Source organism: Vibrio sp. 10N.261.55.A7 (assembly GCF_002877365.1).
Classification (GTDB): Bacteria; Pseudomonadota; Gammaproteobacteria; order Enterobacterales; family Vibrionaceae; genus Vibrio.
This window is the reverse complement of record NZ_MCWZ01000026.1, coordinates 1-16,241: the sequence shown is the minus strand read 5'-3', so window position 1 is coordinate 16,241 and position 16,241 is coordinate 1. Positions and strand designations below refer to the sequence as shown.

Genomic DNA, 16,241 nt, shown 5'->3' with positions numbered 1-16,241 from the left:
CATACGCAATGTTTATGTTTCAATACTAACGCTCTATCTGTGACTGCAATATCCATTAAACCCTGTCCAAGATTAAACAAAAATCAAAAGTGATATTTGCGATGTTAAATGGTTAATTAGACTAATGGTTGAGCAGGCTACCCGAGGTGACAGGCCGATACAATCCTCTAACCTCCCTGTGCGATCTCTTCAGACCAGTTAAACTTCTATGGACTTTCTTAATTGACAACCTTAAAACTCTAAACCATTGATAAACAATGCATAAAAACACATAAATAGAGTAAATACACTAAATAAGACAATAATGAGATCTAGGTCAGATATTTACAAGTCACCGAAATAATAGAGTTATTACTCAAATAGTTACCGATTGATCTTCGAATTAAACCGATGACCTAGACATAAAGACAATGCCCTCAAAAACAATTCCAAGATCGCCCCATTTTGACCTTTCACCTTATGCGGTACACAGGTAAGATCGCCCTACTCTGTCTCCCTGTAAGTAGGTAAACGTAACATGTTAAGCAGTCATCTAAGTGTCGATTTATGGTTGTGTCATCTGGGAGAGTTAGACGATTGCCCTATTCGTGTTGCTTTACTCAAAACGACCTTAACGGATGACGAAGTAACCAAAGTTGAGCGCTATCGACAACCTGCAGCCCAATTGAAAGCGCTCTACACTCGTCATTATCTACGCTCAGTTTTGTCCCGATATTCAATACATAGTCCAGACTATTGGAGATTTGAGTATGGCGACAAGGGAAAGCCCGTTCTTTGTTCAACACAGTTTGCTCAAACAGGTATCGTCTTTAATATCAGCCACAGTCAAGACCGCTTGATCATTGCTGTTTGCAAGAGCTCGGATCAAAACGTTTTATTGGGTGTAGACATTGAGCATTCACGTGAAACAACTGACATTCACGCCATCATGAACCACTATTTCACCCAAGATGAGATAGACGCTTTAAAGACACTGAATCACGTCGAGCAAAGAGAACGATTTTTCGATTTGTGGGCGTTAAAAGAGTCTTATATAAAAGCAACGGGGCAAGGGCTCGCAACGTCGTTAAAAAGCTTTTACTTTGACTTCAGCAATCAAGAACAATCATACCTTCATGTTATCAATGAAGCTTTGGTCGCCAGTTACCCTAGCGAAGTTTGTATCGATAAGGGAATATCAATCCATTCTATAGGATCAACCCAAGTGTCGAGTCTCTCTAGCAAAAATCCCCAACTGCGATGGCAGTGTTTCCTGGGAAGATTGAATGAAACGTTTCGTTTTGCGGTAACCGTAGGTGGGGCTGACAATGATGTAGTATTAAAGATTAAGACTGCGGCTTTTACTTAGGTTTTACATAGATTAAATATAGTCCTAGGTAACCAACAGCGTCAGCGGGATTGAGTTTTTTAGTACCGCTCTTCTATTAGTATTGAACTGTATATTAGTATTGAGCCGTTCATTAGCATTGACCCGCTCATTAGTATTGAACGGGTCATTAGGCTACAACGGCACTAAAACGTAACAAGTCTCTATCCCGCGATCATCGCTTGAAGGATTTTTTCTGGGACAGGATGAAGGCGTTTATCTTTGTCTAGGCACACCATTTCAATGTCACCAATAACGGCCGCCCTTTTACCGTCTTTACGCCAAACTTCTTGTCGCCATAAAGTCTTATACTCACCATCTAATGAAAAAGATGTGCGAATATCACAAATCTCAGCAAACTCTACGCCGTCTTGAAAAGTCATGTTTGCCTTGTATACCGCGAAGCCCAGTCCATGCTCATTCCATAACTGGGCAAGTTTATCACTCCCCAATACATGTTCTCTTGCACGCTCAAAGTATTTAAGAAAGTTAGGGTGATAAACAACACCAGAGTGATCGGTGTCTTCATAATAGATTTGTACGGGGTGATGAAAAATCTTGCTCATGGTCGGGCTATCTCATTCTGTCGATCAGCACTAAATTAATGCCGACTATTTCTCGGCACTGTACAGGAAATAAGATAACCACTTCAACCAAACAGGCAGAATATCGTTCTGGTATGACCTTAATCAGCTGTACGATATAAGCGATTGAACTTATGCCAAAATATCTTATGTGTGACCTAAGAATTGATCTTTATTGTTCTGCTCCAATAGGAAATCCCAAAAAGCTTTTACCCGAACCACATTACGCATCTCTGGGTGCGCCAATAACCACATGAAACCGCTGCACTCATCAGGTAAGCGATACACTTCTTCTAATTCGGTAGACATTAACGAAGGTAGCAGCGCAAAACCGAGCTTATTCAACGCACAACCCTTCGCCGTCTCGACATGATTGCAGGTAATGCTATATGGACCACTTGATACATGTTGGCGAAGCCACCTGACAGCGCGTGTATCTAGCCCACTGTAACCAATCAGTGGTTGCTGTTTAAGTAGCTCAAGATCCATTGGTTTCTTGGGTATTATGTCTGGGTGTGCAAAGAAGCCCCAGGGTGCTTTTTTTAGTTTCCTTGCAATCAAATTGTTTGGTGCTGCTACGTTTGCTCTTATCGCCAAATCTGCTTCTCTCTTGCCAAGGTCAAGGTCACCAACATCCTCAATTATTTGGAACTCTATGAGTGGGTATATTTGGTTAAACATCGCGATCATTCGCGGTATTGAACGAGACGCGACAGTGTTTGGCGCGGTGATACGAATAAGCCCTTCCATATCTTGTTTATTGATACTCGTTCTTAGTTGGATCGTTTCAACATGCAGCGCCACTTTTCTCGCACTTTCTAAAACTTCAATTCCTGTATCGGTCAATCGATAGCCTTGACGATCCGCAATGAAAATCTGGCAACCTAACTGTTGTTCAAGTGCTTGTACCCTGCGCCAAGCGGTACTATGGTTTACACCTAAGGAACTTGCTGCGGCTTTTAAATTCCCCTGCTCAGCTATTGCTATCACATAACGCAAGTCATTCCAGTCCATTTCCTATCCTCTTGCCCTTTCCAGCCGACTTTGCAAATTTGCATTTTCGTAATGCAGAAATGGGTATTTAATTGCATTCATGAAATCACTATATTGATTTTAACGCAACCATAACGGAACCAAATAGGTAAATTCATGAAAAACTTACTCGCGATTTACACCAGTGCTTCAGGTCAACATTCTACTTCTACACTCCTTGCAAAAGAGTGGATCAACGAACAGTCGGCAAACGTTGTTGAGCGTGACCTTTCAGCTTCACCCATCAGTCACTATGATGAATCTACGCTTAACGCTTTCTATTCTGACAACTCAGTAAACCTGACATTACTTCAAAAACAGGCCTTGGATGTTTCAGATGAGCTCATTGCTGAAGTAGAAGATGCAGACTGCCTTGTATTGGCCGTTCCTATGTATAACTATGGCATTCCCTCTACTCTAAAATCTTGGTTCGACCATATTGCTCGCGTTGGTAAAACGTTCAGTTACACAGATGAAGGACCAAAAGGGATCCTCGTTAACAAAAAAGCAGTTGTTGTACTGACTATGGGCGGACACCATAAAGACACGGATCGAGACTTCCTAACACCTTATATAAAGCAGTTTCTTGCTTTCATTGGTATCACAGACGTTCAGTTTATTCATGCAGAAGGCACAGCTATGGGAGATGAAACTAAGAGTTCCGCGATTAACATAGCCAAAAAACAGCTTAAAGATGTTGTGAATTAATGACATAGCACCTAAAGCTCAATAGTCAGACCTGTAAAAATTGATATGGGTTCTGTCTATTTCTTCTCAAAAGAGTACACAACGTATTGATTGAAAGTATTTACATCAATCTCTGATGGTAAGTAGAGTTGGACGTGTACTTTTACCCCAATTATGAGTGAATAAAGCTTCCAAAGATAACGATCAGCGACCTTCAACTCGAACGACAATACGTCAGCAATACCGACGTACTATTTCTAGTGCCGCCTCAAAGTCATACTCTTCAAGAAGCTGTTCAATTTCAGCCATCTTTTGCTTCGAGCCTGGGTGCCTTTCAACCAAGTTTTCAAGTGCAGGCTTGGCATCAACATCATACGACTCTAGTAAAGTGATAAGCTCTTGCAACTCTTCTTTTGGAAGGGCTAAGTCGATACTTTCGTTGTCACTGGATTCTTTTTCACAAGGCTCAACAACGGAACGAGTGCCTTGGCCTTGCTCAATATACTTATTCAACTCAGCCTTTAATTGAGATAGCTCGCTCTTTAGTTCAATAAGAATTTTACTGATGTCTTCATTTTTCCGAAGCGAATAGATTGATTCTAACTGAGAAAAGATCCGACTTGCCTTCTGGGCACCTATCGAACCACAGTTACTCTTTAAGCTATGCGAATAACGTTCTAGTTTCGTCGTATCGGTCTCCTGAGAAAAGTATGGCATTACGTTGTCTATCTGATCTAAAAATCGATTCACAAGCTTACACAGCAACACTTCATCTTGATTACACCGTTCTTTGGCCAAAGAAATATCAAAGGTCATTTCATCATGAGAATCTGGTAAATCCCGAAATTTAGACCCGTTGTCCTGATAATTGACGCCTAGAACCTGCGCCAGTTTTTCTATAACGACTGGTTTTTCAACGAAGTCGTTCATACCGCTTTGAATTGCTTTTTCTTTTACGTCGTGAGAACGGTTCGCCGACATCGCTACAATTGTTATCTCAGCATCAAAAAGACGAATCTGTTTGGTGGCGTTATAGCCATCCAGTATCGGCATTTGAATGTCCATTAACACAAAATCGTAATCGTTATTTTTAACCAACTCTACAGCTGCTTCTCCATTCGTTGCGACATCCGCGTTAACACCTAACTTCCCTAAGAACGCAAGCGCTAACTCTTGGTTTAGCTCATTGTCTTCGACCAGTAACACATGCAAGTTTGTCGCCTTCTCACCATCGAATTGAGTATCATGCGCAGAATGTGTTGATAATCGTTCTGGTGTAGAACCAAGCTCAAAAGACAATTCAAACGAGAAGCAACTTCCCTTGCCAACTTCACTTTGAACGTTAATTTTCCCTCCCATTCCCTGAATGAGTTGTTGACTAATGTTCAATCCAAGACCTGTCCCCCCATACTTTCTTGTAATAGAGGCGTCAGCCTGGGAAAACGCTTCGAAGAGTTCTTTTTGTTGTTTCTTTCCTATGCCGATGCCAGTGTCTTTAACCTCGAATCTTAAACGTACATCATTTGAAGTCGTTGATAGAAGGGTAACTAAAAGTGAAACCTGCCCTTCAGGGGTAAACTTAATCGCATTTCCCAGCAAGTTTAGTAACGTTTGTAGCAAACGAACGGAATCACCCAGTAAGTAATCTGGTACCTCTTTGTCAACCGTTAACGTCAGCTTAAGCCGCTTGTCTTTTGCAGAATTCGTCGTAACGTCTTCTAGTGTATTGATAACCGACGAGAGTTGAAAAGGGACATTTTCTATATCGAGTTTTCCTGCCTCTATTTTTGAAAAGTCCAGAATGTCATTGATGATGTTTAATAGAAAGCCAGCCGAACGATGGACTTTCTGCACATAGGATTGCGCTTGTTTGCTTTGTGTTTCTTGTAACGCTAGATACGACATGCCCAAGATCGCATTCATAGGGGTTCTGATTTCATGGCTCATATTTGCCAAGAAATCCGATTTCGCTTGATTCGCCGAATCCGCTCTGACCATTGCGTCTTCAAGCTGTAAATTAAGCGCTTTAAGTTCTGAGATGTCGTAAGCCCAGAATAATGTCGCGACATGACTTTCGTGTTTAATTAGGTAGTAACTGGTTAGCGCAGTAAACGTCTCCGCATTCATGTTTTTCAGCGTTAGCTCTTTATTAATGATGCTTTTGTTCTGAACCAATTCTTCATAGATGTCACTACGATCAGCTTGGTCAAAATAAATGTCTTCGACATTCACATCACCTAGCTTGTTTTGTTCTAATTTGAACAGTTCCAACGCGCGCTCATTGCAATACTGCACATTATCATTCTGTACAATTGCTGCAGCTATCGGCGAAGCGTTTAGAACACCAAATAATTGCTCCTGAAGATGCAACGCTTCACCCTGTGCTTTCTTAGTTATTTCAACCTGCGTTTGTAACCGTCTATTCCAAATAAAACTAATCAAAACAAATAGGACAGAAAACCCTATCACCATATAAATTAACGAGTAGTTCGTATTATCAATGAACTTTGGCGCCGACCACTTTGAGATCGCCTCTTTTTTCTCTTCTGGACCAATTGAATGAATGGCTTTATCAACTATTGAATGCAGTAATGGAGTATGGCGTGACACATGAAACGTTGGTGATACTGAGAAGTCGGATCGTCCGACTATTCTTATGTCATGGTAACCCGCTGTATTAATCAAATAATTCAGCACATGAACAGTATCTAGAACTGCGTCGATATCACCGGAATCTACCCGTTTCAAGCCTTCGGTTGTGCTAGCCACTTTTACCCAACCAATATTGGGGTAGTTCACACGAAGCTTCTCAGTGTTGGAGCCCCCCTCTAAAACACCCACTTTCCATCCAGACAAATCATCAAGCAACAGCCCACTGGTCTTTGCTTTTGACGCTATCGCAATGGGGCTTGTAACCAGTGCTCGACTGCTTCTATAAGTACGACCAAATGAATCGTTTTCTACTGCAGCAGAAATGATGGTGACTTGGTTACTATCTATAAGGTCAACGGACTCATCCCATGATTCAACTAACACAGGTTCGATCACTAACCCTGTTTTTGATTTAATGATTTCGACAAATTCAGCCATTATTCCAATGTACGCTTTTGAAGAGTCAAAGCCTTCATAAGGTAAAGCACTTGGATCAACGGCAATTTTCTGAATAGGGTTGTCTTTTATCCATTGGAGCTCCGATGGAGTTAGATTGAGGATCTGTCCCGTTAGCTGGTAAGATTCGTAAATCTTCGATATATAGTCTTGCTCGCTTGCCTCTAGATGACTAAATAACTCCAACGATGGAAGATAGGCGTAGTTCATTCCTTTATGCGTGAAGTCAAAATAAAACGTAACAACTCCTACTTTAATGTCTCCGTTCTCTGCGGCATAGACACTGTCTTTAGTTACTTGTGTGTAAGTTGATGTATTGAAGTTTTCATCGTCAACAAGTCCATTTCCAAGATTAACGGCGCTGTATAGTTTCCTCTCTTTCTTGTTCCCGAAGACTTCTATTGCAACAATGTCCTGCGACACATCAAACAAATCAACGGTCGACTTTAAGCTTTCAAGATCATCTTTATACAGGTACATCGCCATGATTTCGGCAATGATGTCGGCACGTTCAAGTTGCGGTCTCAGGTCGGTTTCTATGTGGTTCTTGTAGAGCTGTCTAATTTCAGGTTTGTTTGCTTGAATGCTGCGTAACGAGGCATTAAAACGATCTCTTAGTTTTGCGTCTCTAAATTCAAGAAAAATGGGGAAAGAGTATGTGTATTTGGGATGAACTTCTATAACGTTCCGGTTCACCTTGCTTTCATGTTCTAAGTACCATTCCGCAACTCTTTCTTCCACAATAATGACATCGACGGCTTGTTCTGCAAGAGCAGAGAATGCAAGCGTCAACGAAGCAAAATCAACGGTTGACTCAGTGGTCACCTCTTCTTGAAACAAAGCAATTGCCTTCCTACTTGGCGATTCACCATCTTGGATCACAGCCCCCACCTTAAGAGAACCAGACAAGGCTATTGAAGAAAGATCCAGGTCTCGCGCTTTTAATGAAATGACCACGAAATCCAGATTAAGTATCGAATCGGAATAGTGGTGTTCACCGCTGTGCTTGATCGTAATCCCCGAATTAAAGTCAATATCAGCATCTGTACTTAAGATGTCTTGTCTAGTTGAGATAGACGCTCGGTGAGACTGCCCGATTTGAAGGCCCATATTGTTAAACACGTCTTGCAAGAATGAATATTCAAGGCCAACTGTCGCGGCATCGGCGTACATATATGGCGGATTACCAAAATCAAATGCGCCATTCACCTTGATGCGATAAGGGTTGTTTTGAAGCCACTTATTCAAAATGTAGTTTTGAGATTCATAACTAAGCTCATTTAACGCTTTGTTAATTATGCTTTCTAACGTTTCATCATTTTTGCGCATGGTAAATCGAGCAAATGAAGTAAACCAATCTTGTATGACGCCGTTAGATTTAAGACCTTTAACACCAACTTCATTGGCGAGTGCCATTGTTGATACCAACTCACTGACAAGTCCAAATACTTCACCCTGCGCAATCGCTTCTAGTGCTTCAGCTTTTGATGAGTACGTTTTGGTTTTCATATTAGGGTGCTGTTGCAAAATCCAACTTTCCGTTTCTGACCCGGAGACAATGGCCAGTGTTAAGTCATTGAACTGAGTAGAATTGCGCACGAGTGGAGAATCGAATCGTGTAATTAGTTGTTTCTGATAAGGTAAATATTGTTCGGAATAGCGGTATTTTGATTCGTCTTCATTATTGTGAAAGCTCACTGGGAAGATGTCGATAGCACCACTGTCTAGCATCGCCATCGCTTGTTTCCAGCTATCGGCTTGTACATACGTGATTTTAGAACCGCTTAGCGCGGCGAGCTCGCGAATAAAGTCACTGACAATCCCATCCACTTCGCCCCGTTCATTCTTGAACATGTATGGGAAGTTATCGGCAATAAGTGCGACTTTAATTGTCTCTTTGCTAAGAAGCCATTCGCGCTCTTGTTGGGTGAGTTTGGAAAGAGAATTCGCATGAAGTGGTAGCGAAACAAAGAAATACAAATAAACGAAGCTGACTACTAGCCAGTGGCAACATTTAGATAAACCCTTAACCATAGCTAACTAGTCCTTGAACTTGGTTTTAATTTCCAATATTTCATCCAATTTTCCGATAAACAAATCGACCAAGTTTGGATCAAAGTGTTGCCCTTTTTCCTCCTTCAATAAGGATACGGCTCGTTCTACGCTCCATGCTTCTTTATACGGACGCTCTGATGTGAGCGCATCAAACACGTCAGCAATCGTTGCCACTCTAGCCACAAGTGGAATGTCTTCACCCACTAACCCTTGTGGGTAGCCTTTACCATTCCATTTTTCATGGTGTGACTGAGCAACCTGCACTGCCATCTCTAACAGCCTTGAACCCGCAGTATCACCGAGTATGTCAACGCCAATGTCGACGTGTGTTTGCATCACTGCCCATTCTTCACTGTCGAGCTTACCCGGCTTTAACAATACATCGTCAGGTATGCCTATTTTCCCGATATCATGCATTGGCGCGGCATCTCTTAGAATGTCTGCGTCTTCCAGCGACATACCACAAGCTACTGCCAACACATGGCAATAATGGCTCATTCTCAGCACGTGCATTCCTGTTTCATTGTCCTTGTATTCGGCTGCCCTACCGAGTCTTTTAACCATTTCTATTTTGCTATGGTTTATTTCTTTTGTTTGCTCTTTTACTTTTAGATACAACTCTTGCTTTTGATTATAAAGTGCCAACTGAGTTTGTACTCTCTGCAAGGCGACAGCGGGCGTTATTGGCTTCGTGATATAGTCAACCGCGCCGAGCGATAGGCCTTTAATCTCATCTGAAGGTGAGATTTTGGCGGTAACAAATATAATTGGAATATGGGCGGTATGCGGTTGTGACTTTAGAGTTTCGCAGACCTGATACCCATCAACCTCTGGCATCATGATATCTAGGAGGATCAAATCTGGTTGCGGTGTCATTTGAGCCAACTTAATCGCCACCTTGCCACTTTTTGCCGCTTTGACTTGATACTTATCTTTAAAAAGCCCAGTAAGAACGTCCAGATTTTCAGCAGTATCATCTACGATTAACAATGTCGCTCTCTCGCTCATTTGCATTCGCCCATATCTATAAGATTTTGAATTTAAAGTGATTCAATAAAGTGTAGAAGTGAAAATTACAATGTGCGAATAGAGAAGCAGACACTTTACAAACGTGTTAGCTATGTCATAGTTTTGGTGCGATTGCGCACAAAATTACGAGGTATTAACGTGGCGATTAAGGAAGAAAAGGTGGAAAGAAGCATCCCACTCGTCAGACGCACTGATGTTCAATACTTTGTTAGTCTATTTAGCCATATTGACGATGATATTTATCCATTGCTTAGGCAAGCACTGGTACCCAACGATCTTTTCGACGATAACGTGCACTACCAATACCTGCCAGAAACCACACTTAAAAACCTGATACACATATTAGGCAGCCGCTTAACGAACAAAGATTTTGGACAACTCATTATCGATAGCTGTCGATCAATCTATGTGCCCATGTTTCTCTCCTATTTAACCAAAGACACATCGCTAAAAGACGCACTGGATGAGTTTTCGTTAGTACTATCAAAGGCTTCAAGCAACGCTCAGGTCTATACACAAAAAGCAGGAGGCAAATGGTGGCTAGTAAGAGATAAAACAGAAGCAAACGAGTTGTGGTTTAAATATGGCGAGATCTTCTCTGTTCTATTCCTATGCGAGTTACTTGGTGCATTGACCGATGGAAAGTGGCAACCCACCGAGATCGGTTTACAAAGCGGCCACGATCATGAGTTCCGAAACCTGCCAAATCTAAACTCTGCCCAGTTTTTTTGCAGCAGACCCACCACTGCCCTGTATATTTCAGACAGTATTCTAGCGTCGCCAGTGCGCCTACCTCAACGTTCTGAACCGTCAGCATTGCCCTCAATTCCCAGCTGTGACTCTTTTTTGGGCTCATTCAAACTCGCAATCAAGCCCTATGTTTCTATGGGGAAACTTCCTATTAAACTTGCCGCAGAAATTCTCGATTTGAACGTGAGAACGCTTCAAAGGCGGCTCAAAGAAGAAGGCGTTTTATACGGAAAAGTTATAGAACAGCTCATGTTGGAACAAATATTGGAGCTACTTAAATGTGACCAACTTCCCATAACCGATGTGGCAAGCAAAATGGGCTATTCTGATTCCGCCCATTTCACTCGAGCCTTTAAACGCTTGATGGATATGACTCCAAGGGAGTATAAGAAAAAGCTTAAAAATGAGAACCGGTAGATGAATCTTATGACGCTTCCCATTGTCACCTAATGGCAATTATCATTCGTGGAAAAGTGCGAATATTTCTACTAAGTTATTGAATGTTAATTAAGTGAAAGCCCTTTGTTAAACGAAAAGGGCCCACTGGTTAGCTTCGTAACAATATATTTAGTCTGGAATGTTACGCGATGTAGTTTGTCTACGCGTATGGAAACTCAAAGGTGCCTCAATGAAACGTACAACAATCAAGCTTTCAGTGCTTGCTATCTCATGCTCTACCGCTTTCTCAGCAAATGCCGCTTCTACTCTATTCACTAACGTTGATATTTTTAACGGTACTGAAGATAAGCTGTATGAAGATCATCATGTTCTTGTCGTCGATAACAAAATAGAAAAGATTTCTAAAGAAGCTATTGATGCGGGTGATGCAACTGTTATTGATGGTTCTGGGATGACATTAATGCCAGGCCTAATTGAAGGTCACGGGCATCTACAAATGAATGGTTCATCGTTACCCGATATTGAAAATAATCGTAACTGGGAAGAACTAGCCGCTCGATCAGCTGCTCGTGCTGAATCTGCGCTAATGTCTGGCTTTACTACATGGCGTGACGCTGGTGGCATGGCCGCAGGTCTTAAGAAAACAATTGATTCAGGTGAATTAAAAGGGCCTAGAATCTACCCTTCTGGTGCTTTCATCGGGCCTACGGGTTCTCATGCTGATTTTCGAAACTTCACAACGCCCAACGAAACATTTAATGGTCCACAATCTGCAGGAGCTCGTTTAGGTATGAGCTGTACTGCTGATAGCATTGGTGATATCAAGACTTGCGCACGCCAAAACTACATGCAGGGTGCAACTCAAATAAAGCTGATGTCGAGCGGTGGTGTCGCTTCTTCTTTCGACCCTTGGCAGTTAAACGCGTACTCGTTAGAAGAGATAAAAGCAGCGGTTGAAGTGGCTGACGCCTATGGTTCTTACGCCATGTCTCATGCGTACAGTAAAGTGTCTTTATTAAGAAATGTAGAAGCGGGTGTTAAGACGCTTGAGCACGCATTCATGTTTGACAAAGATGTTGCTAAAGCGATGAAGAAAAATGATGTTTATATGACAACGAACATGACCGCATTTTCGCCGTACCTATTTGAAATCGAAGCCATTAATACGAACCCTGCATCTGCTCGAAAAGCAAAAACAGCTCAAGCAGCATTTAGTGACTACATCGACAACGTTAATGAATACAAGCCAAAACTTGGGTTCCATGTGGACTGTGTTGGTGGTGTTGCGGCTTGTGAGCAACAAGCGGATCATTCCATATTCCTAAGTGGTAAGTTCTTTGGGAATTTCTACACTTTAATCTCAATGACTTCAGTAAATGGAGAGATTGTTAAACTATCTGGTGAAACCTTAGACCCATATTTTGAAGGCTCATTGGGTGTTATAGAGGTAGGTGCATATGCCGACATCTTACTTGTTGAAGGGAACCCTCTTGAAGACTTGTCCGTCATTGGTGCAAATGAAAAATGGTTCGATGCTCCTGCGCGTGATGGTATTGAAACGATGAAGCTCATCATGAAAGACGGCAAGATTTACAAAAATACTCTGTAATCGATAACGCCAATCTAAGTAGTAAAGGTAGTCTTTCGAGGCTACCTTAATGAGGACTCATCATGAAAAAATTGTTCATTCTCCTGTCTGTATTTTCGTTTTCTGTAATCGCTGAGATACAAGAAGTCACATGGCAGACTCTTAAGCCGTCAGTTTCAGAAGAAACCATTCAATTACCAGAGATCACGGAGGATCAAAAACAATTACTCGCATCAGTCTTACATCTTCAATTTCAGACCGATGACCAGTCTAAAATTGAGCTAAACAAAGCTGTACGTGCATTAGAAAGCCAAGGCATTAATGTAGAAAAAACGCTAAAAGCTCGCGAAGACTACATGGCCTTAGAAAAACAAAAGGCAGAATCTCTAAACACCGAAATTACAGGCAACAGGGTAAGAATGCCTGGTTTTGTTGTTCCAATAGAATTTAAGGGGATCAAGGCAGTTGAGTTTTTATTGGTACCTTATGCAGGGGCCTGTATCCACCTACCACCACCACCCGCGAATCAAATCGTTAGACTCTCCTACCCAGAAGGGTTTGAGATTGAAAATATCCAATATCCCGTTTGGGTTGAAGGCGTCATTCAAGCCGATATACAAACTGATGAAGTGTACCTAGTCGATGGGAAAACTCAGTTAACAATGGGCTACTCGATGAAAGGTTCCAAGATCGAGCGCTATTACGAACAGTAAATAACACCTTACATTTTCACTGCCTAATGACTCTTTCTACCCCTGCACTCACCGAATATGCGAGGGTTTATACATATACTGGTACAACTATGAACAAGATGGCACATTCTCATTTACTAACGTTATTAATAGCAACTTCGTTAATCACTCATCCTACATTTGCAGGTGCTAATTTTGAAAGCCCAGATTCTGTAGAAAATACTATTGCAGAAAATACGCGCCAAAAGCAGGGCTGGAGAGAAAACCTTGCAAAAGAAGGACTTACCTTTGGGGCTGATTATTTAGCGTTAGGTGTCACCTCTCCAAGTGGCTCTAAAGGAAACTCTGTTGATCGATCATCTGGTATCGCGCGATTCTACGGCTCTTGGAACCTAATAGGCCAAGAGTCAGGAAATACGGGTGGAATTGTTTGGAAAGTAGAGCATCGTCATGCCTATTCAAGCACTGCACCTAAAAACTTCGCCTTCATTGATGATATTGGTGGAGGCCCTGAAGGATTAGGATACGTGGGTATGGTCGCACCAGCCTACAATGATCAGGGTTTCCGCGTAACAAACCTTCACTGGAAGCAAAAGTTTAATGGTGGAAAAACATCGTTAATTCTGGGCTGGCAAGATGTCACTGACTATGTTGATACGTACGCGCTTGCAAGCCCTTGGTCAGGTTTTACTAACCTTGCCTTCAGCACGGGCGCCGGCGTTATGGGCTTACCTGATGATGGTATCTTAGCCATATCGGCTGGACACATGATTACCGACAATTTTTATGCCGTTGCTGGGATTGCTGATGCAAAGGGGAAGTCTGACGACATCTTTGATGGTTTCGATACTTTATTCAACGACACCACGCTATTTACAACATTAGAGCTTGGCTGGACAGCATCTCAAGAGCAAATTTATACCGATAATTTTCACGTGACTTTATGGCATATGGATGAAGGTTCAAGGCATAGCCTCTCCTCTAGCGTCCAGCCAGATGGGACCGTTGTCGGTGGAGAATCAGGACAGGGTATTAATTTCTCGTGGAGCCAATTTGTCACCCCTCAAATTATGCCTTTTGTAAGAGGTGGAATTTCAGAAGGTGATGTTGCTTTGTACGATAAATCGCTTAGTGTTGGTTTCGGATATTTTGGCTTGGGGTCACCGAAAAGTAATCTAGGCTTTGCCATAAACTGGTCAGAAACAAACGGGGATACACTACAGCGCTATATGGGTGCCGAAGAAAATCAAGCGACAGCAGAAATTTACTACAACGTGCAACTCACTGAATACCTACAAATAACCCCTGACATTCAGTATGTAGATAACCCTGCTCTCTCATCCGAAGATCACGCTTGGGTATTCGGAATAAGAGCAAGGCTGTTTATCTAGGTTGAACATATCCATTGATGTTTTCAACCCTATCCGCACTTAGATTAAAGAAGGTTTGCATCAGAATAGTTTCGAGTGGCGGGAAATGGTAAAAGAGTTGCGCCTTCGGGAACTATAATGTGTCTACTTTAATTAATTCATGATGAACTATGACTCTTAACGAATTCAAACACTCAGATTTATACTCTTGCCTTCATGTCGCAACTGACCTATCAATATCCATTTCCAAAGTAATTTGGGGAATTTTAAAGCACTCATTCTTCGGTATTCGTTGGATAACAGTTAAAACATATCAGTATATTTTTAAGTAAAGACGCACACCAATCTGTAAGTCTCTAAAATCCATCCATTAAATATAAAGCCTTTAGTCTTCACTAAAGGCTTTTATTTTATTTATACGTTGCATCACTTAGTTAATATTACATTTTAATTTTCATACAGAATATCAATACATATTACTCCAGTGGCGCAAAATGGTAAGTCTTAGATTTTGATAAGTTCATAATAGCCACATCAAAACGAAACGTACTCAACAAAAAATTTGGAACTCAATATGAAAAATATCGTAACGAAAACAATCGGCCTTACTCTTCTTGCAACTGCGCTTACTGGCTGTGTTGGTAGCAATGCTGTCACTGAAAAAGTCGTCACTTTTAACGTAGAAGTCGTTGATAACCGCTATGCAAGAGCTGGCGTAAACTTACTGCTTGCGCCGGTTTATGGTGTTACGACAGCAGTCGATTACGTGGTATTTAACTCATTAGAGTTCTGGACAGGAAAGAACCCTATCAACGGTAAACCTCACCTATTTGATTCTAAAGTGGATACCCAGTTTGAAATAAATCAAGATCTAGATCCTTCTTTAACAGAAGCACCGGTTGGGCCTATTTCAAATAATAGAACGATTGAATCTGGCGTATTAAAGGAAGTTGATGATAATACCATTCAAATGGATATTACTTACAACAATGGTGATACCGGAGTTTTAACGGGCGTTAGAAGTGGTGAAGAGGTGTCATATTATATTGATGGTGAACTTATTTCTCAAACCACAATGAGCCAATTGGAAACGCTACAAGCAGAAAAAGCGTAACGATCATTTTATATAAAAAAGCAGAGCCAAAAATGGCTCTGCTTTTTTAATTATAAATTTAAAATTGATATTTTAGCCCTGTCGACTCTAGCAAATTATAGAGCTCTCGTTGATTGCTTGTCGTTAGCCCTTTTGAGCCCCCAACTTCTCTTATCATTCTGCGCATTTCTAACCAATCTTTACTGCCCCAGCGGGTTGAGTATGACTTCAACAATTCAAACTCTTCATTTAGGTCATCTATAACTGTTGCGCCACGAAGGAAATACCCGACTTCGTTATTGTATAGCAGAGAACGAAAATCCAGGTTCGTTGTACCTACGAAAGCAAACTCATCAAAAATCAAAAACTTTGCATGCAGCTTTCCGTAATGTTTGTCCCCGCCTAAAACAATCGCGTCTTTCTTACCGAGCTGATAAAAATGAATTCTAGGGTGTTTTACCAAGCTTTGCCAAGCGTCAGAATCCAAG

Annotated in this window: 12 protein-coding genes; 7 read left to right on the top strand and 5 right to left on the bottom strand. The window is 41.5% G+C overall.

What is annotated here, in order from left to right; genetic code table 11:
* Nucleotides 1-517: 517 nt before the first annotated feature.
* A complete protein-coding gene (locus BCU12_RS02930; protein ID WP_102402894.1) occupies nt 518-1,348 on the top strand; it encodes a 4'-phosphopantetheinyl transferase superfamily protein in 831 nt (276 codons plus the stop codon).
* A gap of 182 nt (nt 1,349-1,530) precedes the next feature.
* On the opposite strand, the gene BCU12_RS02925 is transcribed toward BCU12_RS02930, so the two are convergent.
* Together BCU12_RS02925 and BCU12_RS02920 are read right to left on the bottom strand one after the other, a co-directional pair.
* The gene (locus BCU12_RS02925) at nt 1,531-1,932 is read right to left on the bottom strand and encodes a thioesterase family protein (RefSeq protein ID WP_102402893.1); all 402 of its coding nucleotides are present in this window, start codon (nt 1,930-1,932) and stop codon (nt 1,531-1,533) included.
* A gap of 165 nt (nt 1,933-2,097) precedes the next feature.
* A complete protein-coding gene (locus BCU12_RS02920; RefSeq protein ID WP_102402892.1) occupies nt 2,098-2,964 on the bottom strand; it encodes a LysR family transcriptional regulator in 867 nt (288 codons plus the stop codon).
* 135 nt (nt 2,965-3,099) lie between these two features.
* Here BCU12_RS02920 and BCU12_RS02915 point away from each other — a divergent pair, with 135 nt between their 5' ends.
* Nucleotides 3,100-3,690, top strand: a complete 591-nt coding sequence (locus BCU12_RS02915) for an NAD(P)H-dependent oxidoreductase (protein WP_102402891.1) — start codon at nt 3,100-3,102, stop codon at nt 3,688-3,690.
* 213 nt (nt 3,691-3,903) lie between these two features.
* Here the strand turns inward: BCU12_RS02915 and BCU12_RS02910 are convergent, their stop codons facing one another.
* Both BCU12_RS02910 and BCU12_RS02905 read right to left on the bottom strand, forming a co-directional pair.
* The gene (locus BCU12_RS02910) at nt 3,904-8,811 is read right to left on the bottom strand and encodes a transporter substrate-binding domain-containing protein (RefSeq protein ID WP_133153800.1); all 4,908 of its coding nucleotides are present in this window, start codon (nt 8,809-8,811) and stop codon (nt 3,904-3,906) included.
* A 6-nt stretch (nt 8,812-8,817) separates the two neighbouring features.
* Complete coding sequence (locus tag BCU12_RS02905; RefSeq protein WP_102402918.1) at nt 8,818-9,840, bottom strand: two-component system response regulator; 1,023 nt, start codon at nt 9,838-9,840, stop codon at nt 8,818-8,820.
* Between the two features lie 180 nt (nt 9,841-10,020).
* On the opposite strand from BCU12_RS02905, the gene BCU12_RS02900 reads away from it, so the two are divergent.
* The 5 genes from BCU12_RS02900 (at nt 10,021) to BCU12_RS02880 (ending at nt 15,774) form a co-directional block, all read left to right on the top strand.
* On the top strand, nt 10,021-11,028 hold the full coding sequence (locus BCU12_RS02900; protein WP_241909733.1) for a helix-turn-helix transcriptional regulator: 1,008 nt from the start codon (nt 10,021-10,023) through the stop codon (nt 11,026-11,028).
* 211 nt (nt 11,029-11,239) lie between these two features.
* Complete coding sequence (locus BCU12_RS02895; protein WP_102402890.1) at nt 11,240-12,619, top strand: amidohydrolase family protein; 1,380 nt, start codon at nt 11,240-11,242, stop codon at nt 12,617-12,619.
* A gap of 62 nt (nt 12,620-12,681) precedes the next feature.
* Entirely contained in the window at nt 12,682-13,311 is a 630-nt protein-coding gene (locus BCU12_RS02890; protein ID WP_102402889.1) for a DUF3299 domain-containing protein, read from the top strand.
* 89 nt (nt 13,312-13,400) lie between these two features.
* A complete protein-coding gene (locus BCU12_RS02885; protein WP_102402888.1) occupies nt 13,401-14,681 on the top strand; it encodes a carbohydrate porin in 1,281 nt (426 codons plus the stop codon).
* Between the two features lie 553 nt (nt 14,682-15,234).
* Nucleotides 15,235-15,774: a DUF3332 family protein gene (locus tag BCU12_RS02880; RefSeq protein WP_102402887.1), complete on the top strand. Its 540-nt coding sequence runs from the start codon at nt 15,235-15,237 to the stop codon at nt 15,772-15,774.
* A 58-nt stretch (nt 15,775-15,832) separates the two neighbouring features.
* Here the strand turns inward: BCU12_RS02880 and BCU12_RS02875 are convergent.
* The coding region (locus BCU12_RS02875) for a phospholipase D-like domain-containing protein (protein WP_241909732.1) at nt 15,833-16,241 on the bottom strand (409 nt) is incomplete at its 5' end.

What these genes read in the sequence shown, in the direction of transcription:
- BCU12_RS02880 (WP_102402887.1), top strand. Translation starts at nt 15,235, where the DNA reads ATGAAAAATATCGTAACGAAAACAATCGGCCTTACTCTTCTTGCAACT.
- BCU12_RS02905 (WP_102402918.1), bottom strand. Translation starts at nt 9,840, where the DNA reads ATGAGCGAGAGAGCGACATTGTTAATCGTAGATGATACTGCTGAAAAT.
- BCU12_RS02930 (WP_102402894.1), top strand. Translation starts at nt 518, where the DNA reads ATGTTAAGCAGTCATCTAAGTGTCGATTTATGGTTGTGTCATCTGGGA.
- BCU12_RS02925 (WP_102402893.1), bottom strand. Translation starts at nt 1,932, where the DNA reads ATGAGCAAGATTTTTCATCACCCCGTACAAATCTATTATGAAGACACC.
- BCU12_RS02890 (WP_102402889.1), top strand. Translation starts at nt 12,682, where the DNA reads ATGAAAAAATTGTTCATTCTCCTGTCTGTATTTTCGTTTTCTGTAATC.
- BCU12_RS02885 (WP_102402888.1), top strand. Translation starts at nt 13,401, where the DNA reads ATGAACAAGATGGCACATTCTCATTTACTAACGTTATTAATAGCAACT.
- BCU12_RS02915 (WP_102402891.1), top strand. Translation starts at nt 3,100, where the DNA reads ATGAAAAACTTACTCGCGATTTACACCAGTGCTTCAGGTCAACATTCT.
- BCU12_RS02910 (WP_133153800.1), bottom strand. Translation starts at nt 8,811, where the DNA reads ATGGTTAAGGGTTTATCTAAATGTTGCCACTGGCTAGTAGTCAGCTTC.
- BCU12_RS02895 (WP_102402890.1), top strand. Translation starts at nt 11,240, where the DNA reads ATGAAACGTACAACAATCAAGCTTTCAGTGCTTGCTATCTCATGCTCT.
- BCU12_RS02920 (WP_102402892.1), bottom strand. Translation starts at nt 2,964, where the DNA reads ATGGACTGGAATGACTTGCGTTATGTGATAGCAATAGCTGAGCAGGGG.